The organism is Sporacetigenium mesophilum DSM 16796 (assembly GCF_059569055.1).
On sequence record NZ_JCANUR010000005.1, the window covers coordinates 62,876 to 81,777 of the forward strand.

19 protein-coding genes and 1 other annotated feature are annotated in these 18,902 nt (G+C 30.4%); of the genes, 16 read left to right on the top strand and 3 right to left on the bottom strand.

The genetic code is table 11. The features are described 5' to 3' along the window. Nucleotides 1-29: 29 nt before the first annotated feature. Together BS62_RS06275 and BS62_RS06280 are read right to left on the bottom strand one after the other, a co-directional pair. The gene (locus BS62_RS06275) at nucleotides 30-458 is read right to left on the bottom strand and encodes an Lrp/AsnC family transcriptional regulator (protein WP_496490403.1); all 429 of its coding nucleotides are present in this window, start codon (nucleotides 456-458) and stop codon (nucleotides 30-32) included. A gap of 15 nt (nucleotides 459-473) precedes the next feature. Beyond that, nucleotides 474-1,904 carry a nicotinate phosphoribosyltransferase gene (locus BS62_RS06280; protein ID WP_496490404.1) on the bottom strand — a complete coding sequence of 477 codons (1,431 nt, stop codon included), beginning with the start codon at nucleotides 1,902-1,904 and terminating at the stop codon, nucleotides 474-476. 159 nt (nucleotides 1,905-2,063) lie between these two features. On the opposite strand from BS62_RS06280, the gene BS62_RS06285 reads away from it, so the two are divergent. From BS62_RS06285 to BS62_RS06335, 11 genes are all read left to right on the top strand, one after another. Then, nucleotides 2,064-2,618 carry a nucleoside recognition domain-containing protein gene (locus BS62_RS06285; protein WP_496490405.1) on the top strand — a complete coding sequence of 185 codons (555 nt, stop codon included), beginning with the start codon at nucleotides 2,064-2,066 and terminating at the stop codon, nucleotides 2,616-2,618. Beyond that, nucleotides 2,618-3,142 carry a spore maturation protein gene (locus BS62_RS06290; protein WP_496490406.1) on the top strand — a complete coding sequence of 175 codons (525 nt, stop codon included), beginning with the start codon at nucleotides 2,618-2,620 and terminating at the stop codon, nucleotides 3,140-3,142. Before BS62_RS06285 ends, BS62_RS06290 begins: the two co-directional genes overlap by 1 nt. Nucleotides 3,143-3,237: 95 nt before the next feature. Continuing rightward, nucleotides 3,238-3,426: a hypothetical protein gene (locus BS62_RS06295; RefSeq protein ID WP_496490407.1), complete on the top strand. Its 189-nt coding sequence runs from the start codon at nucleotides 3,238-3,240 to the stop codon at nucleotides 3,424-3,426. A gap of 64 nt (nucleotides 3,427-3,490) precedes the next feature. Continuing rightward, nucleotides 3,491-3,712: a binding site (T-box leader), on the top strand. Nucleotides 3,713-3,759: 47 nt separating this feature from the next. Further along, on the top strand, nucleotides 3,760-5,697 hold the full coding sequence (metG, locus tag BS62_RS06300; RefSeq protein WP_496490408.1) for a methionine--tRNA ligase: 1,938 nt from the start codon (nucleotides 3,760-3,762) through the stop codon (nucleotides 5,695-5,697). A 10-nt stretch (nucleotides 5,698-5,707) separates the two neighbouring features. After that, a complete protein-coding gene (locus BS62_RS06305) occupies nucleotides 5,708-6,478 on the top strand; it encodes a TatD family hydrolase (protein WP_496490409.1) in 771 nt (256 codons plus the stop codon). 194 nt (nucleotides 6,479-6,672) lie between these two features. Continuing rightward, on the top strand, nucleotides 6,673-7,668 hold the full coding sequence (locus tag BS62_RS06310) for a resuscitation-promoting factor (RefSeq protein ID WP_496490410.1): 996 nt from the start codon (nucleotides 6,673-6,675) through the stop codon (nucleotides 7,666-7,668). 141 nt (nucleotides 7,669-7,809) lie between these two features. Further along, on the top strand, nucleotides 7,810-8,343 hold the full coding sequence (gene rnmV / locus BS62_RS06315) for a ribonuclease M5 (protein ID WP_496490411.1): 534 nt from the start codon (nucleotides 7,810-7,812) through the stop codon (nucleotides 8,341-8,343). Nucleotides 8,344-8,354: 11 nt separating this feature from the next. Continuing rightward, complete coding sequence (gene rsmA, locus BS62_RS06320) at nucleotides 8,355-9,224, top strand: 16S rRNA (adenine(1518)-N(6)/adenine(1519)-N(6))-dimethyltransferase RsmA (protein ID WP_496490412.1); 870 nt, start codon at nucleotides 8,355-8,357, stop codon at nucleotides 9,222-9,224. A 66-nt stretch (nucleotides 9,225-9,290) separates the two neighbouring features. Then, a complete protein-coding gene (locus BS62_RS06325) occupies nucleotides 9,291-10,403 on the top strand; it encodes a hypothetical protein (RefSeq protein WP_496490413.1) in 1,113 nt (370 codons plus the stop codon). A gap of 149 nt (nucleotides 10,404-10,552) precedes the next feature. Beyond that, nucleotides 10,553-11,668, top strand: coding sequence for a M20/M25/M40 family metallo-hydrolase (locus tag BS62_RS06330; RefSeq protein ID WP_496490414.1), 1,116 nt, complete (start codon nucleotides 10,553-10,555; stop codon nucleotides 11,666-11,668). A gap of 189 nt (nucleotides 11,669-11,857) precedes the next feature. Next, a complete protein-coding gene (locus BS62_RS06335) occupies nucleotides 11,858-12,688 on the top strand; it encodes a hypothetical protein (protein WP_496490415.1) in 831 nt (276 codons plus the stop codon). A gap of 60 nt (nucleotides 12,689-12,748) precedes the next feature. Here BS62_RS06335 and murC read toward each other — a convergent pair whose 3' ends face one another. Continuing rightward, a complete protein-coding gene (gene murC / locus BS62_RS06340) occupies nucleotides 12,749-14,113 on the bottom strand; it encodes a UDP-N-acetylmuramate--L-alanine ligase (protein ID WP_496490416.1) in 1,365 nt (454 codons plus the stop codon). A 224-nt stretch (nucleotides 14,114-14,337) separates the two neighbouring features. Here murC and purR point away from each other — a divergent pair, with 224 nt between their 5' ends. The 5 genes from purR (at nucleotide 14,338) to BS62_RS06365 (ending at nucleotide 18,806) form a co-directional block, all read left to right on the top strand. Continuing rightward, complete coding sequence (purR, locus tag BS62_RS06345) at nucleotides 14,338-15,189, top strand: pur operon repressor (RefSeq protein WP_496490417.1); 852 nt, start codon at nucleotides 14,338-14,340, stop codon at nucleotides 15,187-15,189. Nucleotides 15,190-15,342: 153 nt separating this feature from the next. Beyond that, nucleotides 15,343-15,621, top strand: a complete 279-nt coding sequence (spoVG, locus tag BS62_RS06350) for a septation regulator SpoVG (protein ID WP_496490418.1) — start codon at nucleotides 15,343-15,345, stop codon at nucleotides 15,619-15,621. A gap of 174 nt (nucleotides 15,622-15,795) precedes the next feature. Further along, the gene (glmU, locus tag BS62_RS06355) at nucleotides 15,796-17,172 is read left to right on the top strand and encodes a bifunctional UDP-N-acetylglucosamine diphosphorylase/glucosamine-1-phosphate N-acetyltransferase GlmU (RefSeq protein ID WP_496490419.1); all 1,377 of its coding nucleotides are present in this window, start codon (nucleotides 15,796-15,798) and stop codon (nucleotides 17,170-17,172) included. Nucleotides 17,173-17,213: 41 nt separating this feature from the next. Beyond that, nucleotides 17,214-18,167 carry a ribose-phosphate diphosphokinase gene (locus BS62_RS06360; protein WP_496490420.1) on the top strand — a complete coding sequence of 318 codons (954 nt, stop codon included), beginning with the start codon at nucleotides 17,214-17,216 and terminating at the stop codon, nucleotides 18,165-18,167. 186 nt (nucleotides 18,168-18,353) lie between these two features. Then, nucleotides 18,354-18,806: a type II secretion system protein gene (locus tag BS62_RS06365; RefSeq protein WP_496490421.1), complete on the top strand. Its 453-nt coding sequence runs from the start codon at nucleotides 18,354-18,356 to the stop codon at nucleotides 18,804-18,806. Nucleotides 18,807-18,902 lie beyond the last annotated feature (96 nt).

Consider the following 18,902-nt stretch of genomic DNA (forward strand, 5'->3'; position numbering starts at 1 on the left):
AAAGTTCCCAAACGGGAACTTTTTTTATACTATAATATTGGTTTTGTCTCTATAGGAGTGGACAATATAACTGATGTTTTAGTTCTACCTAAGGCTTTTATATCGTCAATTAGTCTTTCTAGTTCGTCCATATTTTTAACTATAACCTTTAAGACTAGGCAGTCTTCTCCTGTTATATGATGGCACTCAATAATGCTATTTTTATTTTGAGCTAATTCTAAAAACTCTTTATACTTATCTCCAGGTAAGCCTACAGTTATAAAAGCTTTTATTATTTTATTTAATTTCTCTGGATTTACTATGGCTTTATATCCAGTTATTATTCCTGATTCTTCTAATCTTTTTACTCTCTCAGAAACAGCAGGAGAAGTAAGACCTACTATTTTCCCTAAGTCTTTCATTGATATTCTACCATCAGTTTGAAGCATTTCTATTATCTTATAATCTGTAACATCCATTAGAATGCCTCCTTTCTATTTTTGTTTCTTGGAATCTAGCATATCTTGCTTTAACTTCCAAAGCTTATTAGACAAGTCGACTTTATATATTTGAGGAGAAGATATTCTTCTATACTCACTCCATAAAGTATCTAGCTCTTTTTGTACAAATTTTCTTATTTCCATAACAGGTTTTTTAATATGCTTACAATCACCATTTATAAATAAAGGCTTTAACATTTCCTTTATAGTATAATCTTCAAATGTCTTAGTTTTCCATGTATATACAGGATGGAAAAGTTCAATAGATGTAGATGTATCTATATTTTCATCATGTAATAATATTAAATCGGCTTCAGCTTTTCCTTGCTTATTATATATTCTAACAACTTTTTTATATCCTGGGTTAGTTATTTTTTCAGGATCTTCAGATACTTTTATTTTTGGTTCAAATTCTCCATTATCATAAGATGCAACAATTTTATAAACTCCTCCTAAAGATGGTGAATCACTAGATGTTATAAGTTTGGTACCAACACCCCAAGCGTTTATCTTAGCACCTGCAAGTTTAAGAGTTGTAATAGCATGTTCGTCTAAATCATTTGATGCAGTTATAGATAAATCTCCAAACCCTGCTTTATTAAGCATTTTGTATGCTTCCTTAGATAAGTATGCTAAATCTCCAGAATCCAATCTTATACCAAGTGGCTTATGTCCTTTTTCTACTAGATCTTTAAATACAGTTATTGCATTTGGAACTCCACTATTTAGTACATCATAAGTATCTACTAATAACAAACATTTATCAGGATAAACTTCAGCATATGCTTTAAAAGCTTCAAGTTCCTCATCAAATTTTTGTACCCAACTATGAGCATGAGTTCCAGATATAGGAACACCAAACATTTGACCTGCTAAAACATTAGAAGTACCATTACAACCACCTATAACAGCTGCTCTAGCTCCATAAAGACTAGCATCAGGTCCTTGAGCACGTCTTGAACCAAACTCTAATACAGTGTCTCCTTGTGCAGCAGAACACACTCTAGAGGCTTTAGTTGCTATAAGAGATTGGAAGTTTACAATATTCAATAAAGCTGTCTCTATTAATTGTGCTTGATATAAAGGAGCCTTTACTGTAACTATAGGTTCATTTGGAAACATTATGCTTCCTTCTTCAACTGCATATATATCTCCTGTAAATTTAAATTCTTTTAAAAGCTTTAAAAATCTATCAGAAAATAAGTTTAAACTTTTTAGATATTTTATCTCTTCATCAGAAAAATGCAGGTTATTTACATAATCTACAAACTGTTCTATACCACAGACTATTGTATATCCACCTTTACATGCATTTTTTCTAAAAAACATATCAAATACAACTATATCCTGGTGGACATCGTTTTCAAAGTAGCCATTCATCATTGTAAGCTGATATAAATCTGTGAGAAGTGTTAAATTTCGCATGTCTATTCTCCTTATCCTATTATGAATATAGTAAAAAAATTAGAAAAACCCATAATATTATAAAAACACAATATTAATCAAGTTTCAAGTATAAACCCTTAACTTAAAATCATAAAATTTAGTTAAGGGGGGATTATTATAGCTAAAATTTGGTTTTATATGATGAGTATAGGTATAGTAGGAAGTATTTTATGTAATAAACTTCCAAGCCTAAACACAACTATTATAAGTGAAGCCTCAAGAGGCGTAGAGTTCACTATAAGCTTAATAGGAATAATGGCCTTATGGATGGGAATAATGAATATAGCTAAGGATTCTGGACTAATAGATAAGCTAGGAAAATCCTTATACAAACCTCTAAAAAGGCTATTTCCATCTATACCAAAAGGTCATAAAGCAATGTCCTATATGCTTATGAATATGGCTTTAAATATTTTAGGTGCAGGAAATGGAGCAACTGCATTTGGTCTCAAAGCCATGGAAGAATTACAAACTTTAAATCCTAAAAAGGATACTGCAAGCAATGATATGATTATGTTTTTGGTAATAAATATATCATCAATTCAAATAATACCTTTTACAATGTTAAAGCTTAGATTTGATAATGGAGCAACAAATCCTAATGAAATAATAATGAGTACTTTATTTGCAACTACAATATCCACAATAATAGGTATAGTTACTTGCAAGTTGCTACAGAGGAGGGTTAAATAATGATAGATATATTATCTAACTTATTAGTTCCTCTTATAATACTTATAATAATTGTATATGGTAAAATGCAAAAAGTAGACATATATGATAGTTTTGTAAAAGGAGCACTTGATGGTATAAAAACTACATACAAAATAGCACCTGCTATAATAGGTATATTCTTAGCTATTGGAGTATTTAAAAATGGCCAAGGATTATACGTTCTAGAATTATTATTCTCACCTATAGCTAAATTATTTAGTATACCTAAAGAATTAATAGGATTGATACTTGTAAAACCATTATCTGGAAGTGGTGCACTTGCCATGTATACAGAACTTGTATCTAGAGTGGGAATAAATTCTATAGTAGAAAAAATGGGAGCAACTATAGTAGGAGCATCAGAAACTATTTTTTATACTATGGCAATATATTATGGAAGTCTAAAAATAAAACACACTAGGCACACTTTGACTTGTGCTATGCTTAGCCATATAGCAGGTGTTTTGGCATCTGTATTTATATGTTACGTAATTTTTGCTTAAATATATTAAAATTTGTAAAATAATACTACATGAATATTAACTCCTATACTTTGTAAAAACTAAAGATAAGTAAATACTAATAAAGGAGTGATATCATGAAATCTGATAAAATGAAAAGTCACAAAAGAAATCAATACGAAAATGCGTTTATTTTAAAAGAAATGGTAGCAGATCCTCAAGTAAAAAACATGGGAGTTGAATATTCAAACGAAGTTCTTCAAGATATAGATTTAGATTTACCTAAAACAACAAACAAAACTATGAGCAAAAGAGTTTCTAAATAATATACTTGACAGTAAGAAGAATATTATATAGAATTTAATTTAAAAATATTGGCAATAATTATAAGATAAAGCTAAGAAGAGAAGAGTAAATAAAAATTTTTATCTACAGAGAGCTAGTAAAGGTGAAAGCTAGCGTTAAGAGTTTTATTGAAGATGGCCTCTGAGCTTTTCATCCGAACAACATAAATTATGTTTTTAAGATGAAACGGTTAGATGCGTTATAGTCTACAGAGATATCTAATTTTTAGATAACTAGGGTGGTACCGCGAATAAACTCGCCCCTATATTATATAGGGGCGTTTTTTTGTACAAAAAAACTGAGGAGGAAAAATAATGCAAAAACCAACTTATTATGTAACAACACCTATATATTATCCAAGTGGCAATCTACATATAGGACACACTTATACAACTGTTGCAGCAGATGCTATAGCTAGATTCAAGCGTTTTAGTGGATATGAAGTAAAGTTTTTAACAGGAACAGATGAACATGGAGAAAAAATACAAAAGACTGCTAAGGAAAAGGGCTTAAAAGAAATAGACTACTTAGATGGAATGGTAAAAAATATAAAAGAATTATGGGATACAATGGACATATCGTATGATGATTTTATAAGAACAACTGAAGAAAGACATAAGGTAGTTGTTCAAAAAATATTTGCAAAGTTATATGAGCAAGGGGATATATACAAAGGAGAATACAAAGGATGGTATTGTACTCCATGTGAAAGTTTTTGGACAGAATCTCAGTTATCAGAAGATAAAAAATGTCCTGATTGTGGAAGAGAAACTTATATAGCAAAGGAAGAAGCATATTTCTTCAAATTATCTAAGTATCAAGATAAACTTAAAAAGTTATTTATAGACAATCCTAATTTCTGTTTCCCAGAAGCTAGAAAAAATGAAATGATAAGTAACTTCTTAGACAGAGGTCTCGAAGACTTATGTGTATCAAGAACTACTTTTGACTGGGGTATAAAAGTTCCTTTTGATGAAAGACACGTTATATATGTATGGTTTGATGCTGTATGTAACTACATAACTGCACTTGGATATATGAGTGAAGATGACAGTGATTACAAAAAATTCTGGCCAGCAGAAGTTCATATAGTAGGTAAAGAGATAGTTAGATTCCACAGTATAATATGGCCTGCTATACTTATGGCATTAGGAGAAGAGACACCTAAGCAAATATACGGTCATGGATGGATATTATTTGCTGATGATAAGATGAGTAAATCTAAAGGAAATATAGTTTATCCAGAGCCACTAATAAATAGATATGGAATAGATGCTCTTAAATATTTCTTACTTAAAGAATTCGCATTTGGGCAAGATGGAAGTTACACTCATAGAAACTTCGTAAGTAGAATAAACTCAGATTTGGCAAATGATTTAGGTAACTTAGTAAGTAGAACTGTTGCAATGGTAGAAAAATATAACAATGGAATGATACCTATGTCTACAGAGTCTACTGATGTTGATGTTGAACTTAAAACTCAAGTTTTATCTTCAAGAGAAAACTTTGAATCTGAAATGAACAAACTTCAATTCAATGATGCATTAGAAGAAGTATGGAGAGCAGTTAGAAGAACTAACAAATATATAGATCAAACTATGCCATGGGCACTAGCTAAAGATGAATCTAAAAAAGGCGAGTTAGATGCTGTATTATACAACTTATGTGAATCTATAAGAATAATAGCTACTCTTGTAAATCCAATAATGAAAGATACTGCTAATAAGATATACAAACAACTTGGGATAGAAGGAATTGAAGATTTAACTAGTTGGGAAAGCACTGATAGATTTGGTCTAATAAAAGAAAATACTAAAGTATCTAAAGGTGAAGTATTATTCCCAAGATTAGATATAGAAGAAGAAGTTAAAGCCTTAGAAGAATTATTTGCTCCAAAGGATGAAGTTAAAGAAGAACCATTAACTCACAAAGAAGAAATAACTATAGATGACTTTGACAAAGTAGAACTTAGAGTAGGAAAAGTATTAAGTGCTGAAAAACATCCAAAGGCAGATAAGTTATTAGTATTTAAAGTAAAAGTAGGAAGTGAAGAAAGACAAATAGTTTCTGGTATAGCTAAATACTACAAACCAGAAGAGATGGTAGGAAAACAAGTTATAGTTGTATGTAACTTAAAGCCTGTAAAACTAAGAGGTGTAGAGTCACAAGGTATGTTACTTGCTGCATCTGATGACAATAACTTAGCAGTAGCAGAAGTTCAAGGAATAAAAGACGGAAGTATTGTAAGCTAGGAGTGATAAAATGTTATTTGACTCACATGCACATCTAGACAATTCTAGATTTGATGAAGATAGAGAAGATTTAATAAATAAACTAAAAGAAGAAAAAATAAAGTATGTATTAAATCCCGGTGCAGATATACCTACATCTATAAATAGTGTAAAGTTAGCTAATGAATACGATTTTATTTATGCTGCTGTTGGGGTACACCCACATGATGTAGAAGATATGAGTGAAGAAATTATAGATACACTTAGGGACCTTGCAATATCAAATAAAAAGGTTGTAGCTATAGGAGAAATAGGACTTGATTATTACTATGATAATTCTCCTAGGGACTTACAAAGAAAATGGTTTGAAAGACAAATAGAACTTGCTAATGAATTAAAACTTCCAATAATAGTACATGATAGAGATGCACATCAAGATACTATGGATATAATAAAAAATAGTAGATCTAAAGATATAGGGTGTGTACTTCACTGTTATAGTGGAAATGTAGATTTAGCAAGAGAATATATAAAAATGGGATGTTATATATCTATAGCAGGACCTCTTACATTTAATAATAACAAAAAAACTCCAGAGGTAGTTAGAGAAATACCTCTAGAGCATCTATTAATAGAAACGGATTCTCCATATTTAGCACCTCATCCTCATAGAGGAAAGAGAAATGATCCATCTTTTGTTAGATATGTTGCAGAGAAAATAGCTATAGAAAAAGGAATATCTTATGAGAAAGTATGTGAAGCAACACTAGAAAATGCAAAGAGATTGTTTGGAATAAAATAATTATTATTTAAACCTTTACATTAATTGTAAAGGTTTTTTTGATTTTTTATAGAATATATATATAAAATTTACAAATATTGTAACTAAATTGTAATAATTGGACAAACTTAGGAATATACTTACTTATATAACTTGAAAGTAAAAAAAGATTACATTTTCTAAAAATGCAATCTAATTTGAAAGGGGTTCTAATTATGGCTTTATTAAAAAAGAATTCTAGTGCTTTAGCTTTTATGGTTTCTGTACCTATGATGGTACTAGGGGGTTATGATGCGCTAAATAACGATGTTACTCTTAAGGTTGATGATAAAGTAGTACAGATGAGTACTTTTAGTGGAAATGTAGAAGAACTACTAGAGGAAAGAGGTATAAAAGTAGATTCAACAGATAAGGTACTTCCAGGTCTTGATGCTAAGTTAGAAGACGGCATGGAAGTTGAGTTTAAGAATTCTTTTAAAGTTAATTTAACTGTGGCAGGACTTCAAAAAGAAATAACTACAACTGAAGATACATTGAAGGATTTGTTAACTAAACAAAACATAAGTGTAAATAGACGCGATATATTAAGTCATCCGCTAAATCATAAATTACAGCCTAATGAAAAAATAGATATAGTAAAAGTTGAAGAAAAAATAGTAAAAGAAACACAGAAAATACCTTATGAAGTAAAGACAGTACTAGATAACAATTTGTATAAGGGAGAAACAAGAAAAGCTAAATCAGGAAAATTAGGTGAAAAACAAATAGCTTATAAAGTTGTATATCACAATGGAAAACCAGTAAATAAAATAGTAGTAGGTGAAAACGTGACAGTTGAGCCAACTACTGAAATAGTAAAGAAAGGTACTGCAGAAATTAGAGTAGCTTCAGCAAGAAGCTCAGTTTCAAGAGGTTCTACACTTCAAGCAACATCAACTTCAGGAATTAATATGACAGTAACAGCTACAGCATATACTGGTGGAGGAACAACTGCAACAGGGAGGCCAGCTGCTTACGGAGTTATAGCAGTTGATCCTAGAGTTATACCATATGGAACAAGAGTATACATACCACAATTTGGAGGTACTTTTGTAGCTGCAGATACTGGAGGAGCTATAAAAGGAAATAAAATTGACGTATACTTGAATTCATATTCTGAGTGTATGAACTTTGGAAGAAGAACATTAGATATAGTTATATTAGGAAGATAGGATAAAGTGCGCATCTTAAATAGATGCGCTTTTTTTGAGCAATGCGAATTTTTGTTGCTAAAATTAGTTATAAGACTTAAAATATAATTATTGTTTTTTGCTAAAAATATATATGTATTTAATTTATAGAAGGTGATAATTATGATGAAGGAAATAATAGTGGTAGAAGGAAGAGACGATATAACTGCTGTAAAGAGAGCTTTGGACGCAGAACTTATAGCTACTGGAGGATTTGGATTTCCAAGGGGAGTTATGGAAAGAATAAAAGAGGCTCAAAGACGAAGAGGAGTTATAGTATTTACAGACCCAGATTTCGCTGGTGAAAAAATAAGAAAAAAGATAGCAGCAGAAGTTCCAGGATGCAAGCATGCATTTTTACCTAGGGAAGAAGCCAAAAAAGATGGAGACATAGGTATTGAAAATGCAACTCCTGCAAATATATTAAAAGCACTTGCAAAGGTTAGAACTGAAAGCCTTGATAAAAGAACTGAGTTTAGCCAAGTAGATTTAATAAGAAATGGTCTTATAGGAAATGACGACGCATCTATAAGAAGAGATGAACTTGGAAAAGTCCTAGGGATAGGATATGGAAATGCGAAACAATTTTTAAATAGATTAAACAACTATGGAGTTACTAGAGAAGAATTTGAAGAATCACTAAAAAGTTTAAAATAAGGAGATATTATATGGATAGACTTTCTTCACATAAAGCAACAAAAGAGATAGTTCAAAAACACAATTTCAGATTTTCAAAGTCGTTAGGCCAGAACTTTTTAATAGACGACACTATAATAGACAGAATAATAGAAGGTGCTAATATAGGTGAAAATGACTATGTAATGGAAGTTGGACCGGGAATTGGAACATTAACTCGTGAAATGGCAAAAAGGTCAAAAAAGTTAGTAGCAATAGAAATTGATAAGTCTTTAATACCGATATTAAAGGATACATTATCAGACTTAGACAATGCAGAGGTAGTAAATGGAGATATATTAAGGGTAGATGTCAATGAAATTGTAAATGAAAAGCTAAACGGTGGACCTATAAAGCTTGTAGCAAATTTACCATATTATATAACTACTCCAATAATAATGAAATTTTTAGAAGAAGATATACCTGTTACAAATATAGTAGTTATGGTTCAAAAAGAAGTTGCAGATAGAATGAAGGCAGATCCAAATACAAAGGATTATGGAGCTTTATCTGTTGCTGTTCAATACTACTGTGATGTTGATATAGTGGCTAAGGTACCAAGACATATGTTCATGCCTCAACCAAATGTAGATTCAACAGTTATAGCTTTAAATGTAAGACAAAATCCTATGTATAAGGTGGATAATGAAGAAATATTCTTCAAAGTTGTGAAAGCTTCTTTTGGTCAAAGAAGAAAAACACTCTTGAATTCACTGTCTACATTAGGCTTTTTAAACAAAGATGAAATAAAAGAAGTTTTACAAAGTTCAAATATAGATGAGAAAAGAAGAGGAGAAACTTTATCAATAGAAGAGTTTTCTAATCTATCAAATATAATAAATTCTAAAGTACTTCCTAAATAGGAAGTACTTTTTTTATACCATAATGCATATATTGTTTATAGGAATATATGAGAAGGGGGTATACTCTTGAGTACAACAACCAAGAAGTTTAAGAGAGATTATATAATACTAGAAGCAAAAGATATGAATTTCAGGCTAAAAGATAGGGCTACACCTAAGGCCTTTGCAAAAGTTGAAATAAATGAGGATAAGGCTGTAGTTGCTTTGTATGTAGAGAATGTTAGATTTGTTAAGGAAGGATATAAGGTTGTAGTAATAGAAAGTGATTATACTGTAAGAGATATAGGAAGAATTATAGTTAATCAACAGGGAAAAGGCGAGTTTGTTCTTAATTTAAACGATGAAGATATCGAGGTAAAGGCAGTAGCCCTTACATACGAAAGAAATGTTCCATTAATAGGATTTAAGGGAGCAAAAATAGACAATTATGAAGACATTATATTTATTGATGAAGAGTATGAAGAAGACGAGGAAGATGAAGAAGAAGTTGAAGATTATAGAGATGAAGATGAGTACGAAGAAGTTGAAGAGGTAGAGGAAAAGAACGACAATAAATCTCAAGAAGAAAAAAGGTATGAAGGATATACTGAACAAGAGAAATATGAAAAATATAAAGAGCAAGAACAATATGAAGAATATAAACAATATGAAGTAGAACAACCAAATGTAGAGCAAGAAAATAGAGATATTAAAAATGAAGAAGTACAAAGAAATAATGAAAATTATGGTCAAGAAGAAAATAATTATGATGTTAGAAATAGTAGACCTTATTTGATGCCGAGAAAAGTAAAGAAAGTATTAAAGAAATATAAGGAAGTTAAACCATTTACACAAGATGTAATAAAAGATACAAGATGGTGGAAAATAGATATAAATCCAACTAGTTTATGTAATTATTCTCTTCCATGTTTAGGATATATAAATTATTTGAATTATACTATGTATACAGACTGCGTAATGCATTCTTATAAATACAGACATTATGTATTTGGGGTTCAATATGATGATTATGGAAGACGCAAGTATTATATATATGGAGTTCCAGGAACTAGAGATGAACAACCAGATCAAGGATTCACTGGATTCTACAAATATATACCATGCGATTGTAGAGATAGCAAGTTAGGATATTGGCTATGCTTTATTGATGCAAGAACAAGAGAGATATATTACGAATAAAAAAATCTAATAATATATAAAGGGAATAGAATTTTTTCTATTCCCTTTTATATTGAAGGAAAATTTGTTAAATAATTTACATATTACTAAAAAGTGGTATAATTGTATTTAGATACACAAAAAAGATATTTTATCAGGAGGTACATAAAATGGTAAATAAGCAAAGAATAATAGATGAATTTGTAGAACTAGTGCAAATAGATAGCCCAACATCTAAAGAAGGTGCTGTTGCTAAGGTTCTAGTAGAAAAGTTAAAAGAATTAGGACTAGATGTATATGTAGATGATGCTGGTGTTAAATCTGGTGGAGAAACAGGTAATGTTATAGCAACATTAAAAGGAAATAGAGAAGGTAAATCTGTGCTATTTAGTTCTCACATGGATACAGTTAGTCCATGTTTAGGAATAAAGCCTATAATAGATGAAGCTAACGGAATAATAAAAAGTGATGGAACAACTATATTAGGTTCTGATGATAAAGGTGGAATAGCTGCTATATTAGAAGCTATAAAAATAATAAAGGAAAACAATATAGACCATGGAGATGTACAAATAGTATTTTCTATATGGGAAGAAGGCGGATTATTCGGAGCTAAATACTTAGATTATTCTAAGTTAAATGCTGATTATGCATTCGTATTAGATAGCGGTGGATCTCCTGGGGAAATAATAGTTAAGGCTCCAGCTCAAGATAAAATAGAAGTTAAAATAAAAGGTAGACCAGCACATGCAGGACTAGCTCCAGAAGAAGGTATAAGTGCAGTTATGGTTGCATCTAGAGCTATAGAAAAAATGAACTTACTTAGAATAGATGAAGAAACTACAGCAAACATAGGAACTATAAACGGTGGAGTTGCTACTAATATAGTTATGCCAGAGCTTGAAATAGTAGCAGAAGCTAGAAGTTTAGATAATTCAAAACTAGATGTTCAAACTCAACATATGGTAGATACATTTAAGGCTGCTGCTGAAGAGTTTGGAGCAGAAATAGAAATAAATACTGAAAGAATGTATGGTGCTTTCAATGTAGATGAAAATGATGAAATAGTTGATATGGCTAAGAGAGCATTCTCTAATATGGGTGCAGATGTTAATGTTACTTCTACTGGAGGTGGAAGTGATACTAATGTACTAAATGCTAATGGTGTAAAAGCTATTAACTTAGGTATAGGTATGAAAAAAGCTCATACATTAGAAGAATATATAGCTATAGAAGATTTATTAAACTCAGCTAGAATGGTAGTTGAAATAATAAAAGAAGCTTAATATATTAAATTCAATAACCACTTAGTCTAATCAGGCTAGGTGGTTTTTTTGTTATGAGCTCAGTAAATTTTTGAGCTAATTTCATAATTTTGCTGTCGAGTTATGAATTTTCCCGGGAAATAATTGTAGTAAATAGTAGAATAGTGATATAATTACCTGTAAAGAATTTTGGTAACAGGGAGTGAAATTATGAGTAATAAAAAAAGAAAGATAAGAAAAGAGTTTTTAGTAGTAGGATGGATATTGGTATTTTTTTGCGTTTATCTTATAACATTTAATAATATATCCAATGATCAAGATAAAATAATAGAAGAAACAATAAAAAAAACTCAAACTCCTAAAATAGATAGTAGAAGTTTATTGGCTCAGATAAAAGATGAAGAGACAATATATATAGATAATAATGAATTAAAGGACGTTTATTTGGAAGAAGAATATTGGCGTCAATTTAAGTTCTTCTTTGAAGACTTCAAAGGCGACGTTAGAAAACCAAGTGACTATAAGCCTATTTATGAAGGGCACTCAGATAATAATATTAGATTCTCTACTGATTTAAGTTATTTCAGGATATACACTGTAAACAAAGAAGAGTATTATAAGGTGCCTGCTTATGAAAAGGAAGAATTTGGAGCGTTTTTGAATAAGAGTATTTATACATCTTTTGATGTTATCAAAAAATATAAGTCATGGGATGATGTAACTATAACATATAATGGAGATACAAAAAACATAAGCAATAGAAAATACAATGATTTAACTTATAAGATGACTCAAAAGAGAATAGTTGGGAAAATACAACCTGAAAAAAGTAAAGAAAGAAGTAAATATAATTTCATAATCGATATAAAGGGAAATAAATATAAAATTAAGGTAGAGACTATGGGTAAGGACTATGTAAAAATAACTTATAACTCGGATGAAGCTTATTATGAGGTTCATGAAAGTTTATACAATTACCTAAAAAAAGACATATTTAAAATTGGACAACCTAAAAAGTGGTGGCAAACTATCATTGAATAGCAGAGACCTTGCTCAAATAAAAAAACCTAGATTTTGCAATCTAGGTTTTTTTGATTTTATTTATACATTTTTAGATGTGTTTACTACTATTTCAGCAACTTGGTATATAGGACCTGCACCAGCAGTTATAACAAGATCATTTTCTTTTATATTTTCACATAAGAAAGATGCTATTTCTTCAAAAGTTTGCATATACATAACATCTACGCTGTTTTGATATATTTTATCTGCTAAATCTTTTGAATGTATATCTCCTGGATCTTTTTCTCTAGCTGCATATATATCTGTTATTATAACTTTATCAGCTGAGTAGAACGCTTCAGAGAATTCAGTTAATAAAGACTTAGTTCTAGTATAAGTGTGTGGTTGGAATATACACCATAGCTTTCCTTTGCATATTCTTCTAGCAGCAGATAAAGTTGCTTTTAATTCTGTTGGATGATGAGCATAATCGTCTATTATCATTGCATCATTATATTTTCCCTTATACTCAAATCTTCTTCCAACACCTTTGTATAATGATATGTTGGTTCTTATAAGTTCTAGGTCTATACCTGAAACATAAGATGCAATTATAGCACTAGTTGCATTATAAACATTGTGTATTCCAGGAACAGAAAGTTGGAAGTTGCCTAAATATAATCCATTATACTCTAATTGGAATCCTCCATATCCTAGTTCATTAAATACTACATCTTTTATAATTACGTTGTTGTCTTCAGTTTGACCATATTTTAGTATTGTTGCTTTTATATCATATAATACATCTGAAGTATTAGGGTCATCTCCGTTTATTATAAAGAACCCATCTTCAGGCAATAATTTACCAAACTTATTAAAAGAAGCTTTTATTTCATCAATTCCTGAGAAATAATCAAGATGGTCTGCTTCTATATTTAAAACTATAGATACTTTAGGATTAAAGTTTAGAAAACTATCTACGTATTCACAAGCTTCAGTTATAAAATGTTGAGAATTTCCTATTTTAACGTTTCCGCCTATTATACTTAAGTTTCCTCCAACCAATATTGTTGGATCTAAATCAGAATACTCAAATATTGCTGATAACATTGAAGTAGTAGTTGTTTTACCGTGAGTACCGGCAACAGCTATAGAGTTTTCATATTCTCTCATTATTTGGCCCAAAAATGCAGCTCTATTTATTATAAGTTTATTTTTTTCTTTAGCTTCCATAAGTTCTTCGTTATCATTTTTAACAGCAGCAGTATAAACAACCATGTCTACATCGTCAGTTATATGCTCTTTTTTATGACCAACATAAACATTTGCGCCTTGCTCTTTTAGGTCATCAAGTATTTGCGAGTGTGAAGAATCTGATCCAGATACTTTATAGCCTTTATTTAAACATATTTTAGCTAAAGCACTCATACTTATCCCGCCAACGCCTATAAAAAATATATGCATAACAAAACTCCCTTTCTTTTTAACTTAGTTATCAAAGTGAACAATTTTTGTGTTATAATTAAATAATGTTCAAAATTTAATATTTTTAAAAAATACTACACATATTAATAATATGTTTAACCCTTAATAAAATGTGCAAAACATAGAAGATATTATATCACAGAACTGGTTTTTATGCATTAGTTATTGATTTAATTCATATATAGCAAATACAGGAGGAAAACATGAAGTTTAAGAGAACGGAGAGAATAGGTGCGATAGTTAAGATTTTATCAGACAGCCCTAATAGAGTTTTTACATTAAGTTATTTTACAGAAAAATTTAACGCAGCTAAGTCTACTATAAGTGAAGATTTGTTAGTTGTTAAAAATGTATTTGAAAAACTGGAGCTAGGCCAAGTTATAACTATAGCTGGTGCTGCAGGAGGGGTAAAATATATACCTAAAATATCTAGAGGTGAGAACTCCTCGTTTCTAGAAGAGTTGTGCGATTTGATAAATGACCCTGCGAGAATATTGCCAGGTGGATTTTTATATCTTATAGATTTAATATACAATCCTACTATTGTTGCAAATATAGGGAAGATATTTGCATCTTATATGGAGTATACAAAGGCTGATTATGTAGTTACTATGGAGACAAAGGGTATACCAATGGCTCTCATGACTGCTAAGGCTATGAATTTGCCACTAGTTATAATAAGAAAAGATGCCAAGGTTTCGGAAGGTCCTACTTTAAGCATGACATATATGAGCGGAAGTAGCAAAAAGGTAGAAAGTATGACTTTACCTAGACGTGCGCTAAAGCAAGGAAGTAAGGTTATTCTTATAGATGACTTCATGAAAGGTGGAGGAACTATAAAGGGAATGACAGACCTTATGAATGAGTTTGATGCAAAGGTTATAGCAACAGGGGTATTTATATCAACAAAAGAGCCTCAAGACAAAATGGTAAAAGACTATGTATCTTTACTAGAGCTTCAAAATGTTGATGAAATAAATAATAAAATAGAGATTCAAGCTAATATAGATGTACTTAATGCTATAATGGACAAAAAAATTGATAAAGAATTGTAAAAGATATGAAAATTTTACAAGAAATTTAAAATTTTAGAAGGATTAATAAAAGAGACATAGAATAATAACAAATATGAAACTAAAATAAACTTAGAACCTAACTATTTTTATCTAATGGGGAAAGGTCAAAAATTACAAGGGGGATAAAACAAAATGAAAATAACAGACGTAAGAGTAAGAAAATTAACTGATGAAGGAAAAATGAAGTGCATAGTATCTGTAACTTTTAATAATTTATTTGTGATACACGATATAAAGGTTATAGAAGGTCACACTGGATTATTTATAGCTATGCCAAGTAGAAAAATAGGAGAAGGAAACTTCAGAGACATAGCTCATCCTATAAACTCAGAAATGAGACAAGTACTAGAAGATGAAGTATTAAAAGCTTATAATGAAGCTCTTTCTAGCTTAGAAGTAGCTGCTGAATAATAATATAAAAAATAGAGAGCCGAATTTTCGGCTCTTTTTTAAATGCAAATTTGTGTAATAATGTGTACTTTTTTGTAAAATAGTGCTATATTATTTAATGTAATGTTCGTTGTATACATAAGATTTTTTTGACATATAATAATACGTAAAAATTTTTGTGTTAGGAGTGAAAAAATGAATTTCAAGGCTATAATACTTGCTGCGGGCAAGGGAACTAGAATGAAATCTAGATCTCCAAAGGTCGTTCACAAGGTATGCGGAAAAGAAATGGTCAACCACGTTATAGATATATCCAAAAAAGCTGGAGTTAACGATGTAGTGGTAATACTAGGACACGAAAGCGATATAGTTGAAAATATATTGCCAGACAATACTAAAATCGCTATGCAAACAGAGCAATTAGGAACAGGTCATGCTGTTATTATGGCTAAGGATAATATAAGTGATGATGACACTATAGTAGTTTTATGCGGAGATACTCCTCTTATACAAGAAGATACGTTAAGAAGACTGTTTGACTATCATAAAGAAAATAGTTATTTTGCAACTGTTCTTACTACAGAAGTAGATAATCCTACTGGATACGGAAGAATAATAAGAGATGAAAATGGACATTTACTAAAAATAGTAGAACAAAAAGATGCAAATGAAGAAGAAAAAGCTGCAAAGGAAATAAATTCAGGTATATATTGTTTTAATGGCAAAGAGTTAAGAGGAGCTTTGGGAAGTTTATCAAATAATAATGCTCAAGGTGAGTACTACTTAACTGATGTTATGGAAATACTAAGAAAGCAAGGACTAAAAGTTGGAGCTTATAAAGGTTCTACTATAGAAGAGCTTATGGGTGTTAATTCAAGAATAGAGTTATCACAAGCTGAGAAAATAATGAGAAAAAGAATAAACCATAACCACATGGTAAATGGTGTAACTATAATAGATCCAGAAAATACATATATAGAATCAGAAGTAATAATAGAAAACGATACTATTGTATATCCAGGAGCAATGTTACAAGGAAATACTATAATAGGAAGCAACTGTATAATAGGAATGAATAGTAGAATATGTAATTCTACTATAGGCGATTGTACAGAAGTGGAAAATTCAGTTATATTAAATAGTAAGGTTGGATGCAATACTACTGTTGGACCATTTGCTTATTTGAGACCAAATAGCAATATAGGTAATAATGTTAAAGTTGGAGATTTCGTAGAAGTAAAAAATTCAACTATAGAAGATAATTCAAAAGCATCTCATCTTGCATACATAGGAGACGCTCATGTAGGTAAAAATGTTAATATAGGTTGTGGCGTTGTATTTGTAAATTACGATGGTAAGAACAAATGTAAGTCAGTAATTAAAGACAATGCATTTATAGGGTCTAACTCGAACATTGTAGCTCCAGTTGTAGTAGAAGAAAAAGGATATGTAGCTACAGGGTCTACTATAACAAATGATGTTCCAAAAGGAGCACTTGCAATAGCTAGAGAAAGACAGGTTAACAAAGAAGGCTGGGTAGAACAAAAAGGATTGTTAGATAAGAATAAATAATTAAACATAAATTTTTACTTTTAACTCGGGAGGATTAACTAATGAATATTAGCGGAAGCGAAATAAAATTACTAGCAGGTAATGCTTCACCTGAATTAGCGAAGAAAATATCTGACTATTTAGGAGTACCTTTGGCACAATGTGAAGTTGGAACTTTTAGCGATGGAGAAATATCTGTAAACATAGGCGAAACAGTAAGAGGTGCAGACGTATTCGTAATTCAATCTACAAATAGTCCTGTTAATGATAACTTAATGGAGTTATTAATAATGATAGATGCACTTAAAAGAGCATCTGCTGGTAGAATAACAGCTGTTGTTCCTTACTATGGATATGCTAGACAAGATAGAAAAGCTAAGGCAAGAGATCCAATCACTGCTAAATTAGTTGCTGATATAATAACAGAAGCAGGAGCAGATAGAGTTTTAACTATGGATTTACATGCTGCTCAAATACAAGGATACTTCGATATACCACTAGATCACCTATTAGGTGGACCAATATTAGCTGAATACTTCAATGAAAAAGGTATAGAAGATTTAGTAGTTGTATCTCCTGACTTAGGAAGTGTTACAAGATCAAGAAAATTCGCTAATTCTTTAGATGGAGATGTGCCACTAGCTATAATAGATAAGAGAAGACCAAGAGCTAACGTTTCTGAAATAATGAATATAATAGGAGATGTTAATGGCAAAAATGTTATATTATTAGATGATATAATAGATACTGCAGGAACTATAGTAAATGCAGTTGAGGCTCTTAAGGAATTTGGTGCTAAAGATGTTTATGCTTGTTGTACACATGCAGTGTTATCAGGCCCAGCTATAGAGAGAATACAAAATTCTCAAATGAAGGAGTTAGTAATATTAGATACTATACAACTTCCTGAGTCTAAGCAAATAGATAAGATAAAGATAAAATCAGTTGCTCCATTATTTGGAAATGCTATAAAGAAGATATTCGTAAACGAATCAGTAAGTAGATTATTTGACTAAAAAAAGATGGCCCTTAGTGGCCATTTTTTTGTTTGAAATATAATATTTAGGGGTATAAAATTATCAACAAAAAATTACAAAAATTTTACGAAATATTTACAAAAGAGAAATCATATGTGATATAATCATTAGCATAATAATATTAGTACGAAAATTAAAAAATATTTCAGAGGGGGAAATAAAAAAATGTCAAAGATCTTAAAAATGTTAAACAAAAAAGTAAGAAAAGACAACAAAGGTTTTACATTAGTTGAGTTATTAGTAGTTATAGCAATCATAGGTGTATTAGCAGCAGTAGCAGTACCTTCATTATTTAAAAACTTAGAAAAAGGTAAAGTAGCAAAATTAGAAGCTGATATTAATTTAATAAAAAGTGAGATTTTAGCTGACTATGCAGATACGGCTAAATTACCAACAGCAGGAGCGATAACTCCAACTGGCTTAACTAACCCATTTACAGGCATAACATATGCACTAGAAGCGGATGGTGATTTAATAGTAAAAATTTCAAGTAGTGACCTTAGCACTGAAGGTAGAACTAAGTTGGTTACTGACTTTAAAGCAGTTGAAGGAACAGAGGGTAAAGCAGGAACAGGAAATTTAGTTATAAAAGCTTTAGGTAATGGATTAGAAAACTAGTACTTTAAAAAAGTAAATAATATTATAAAGTAGGGAATTTGTTCCCTGCTTTTTTTTTCAATATATTTTTAACATTCAAAAAATGATATAATATTA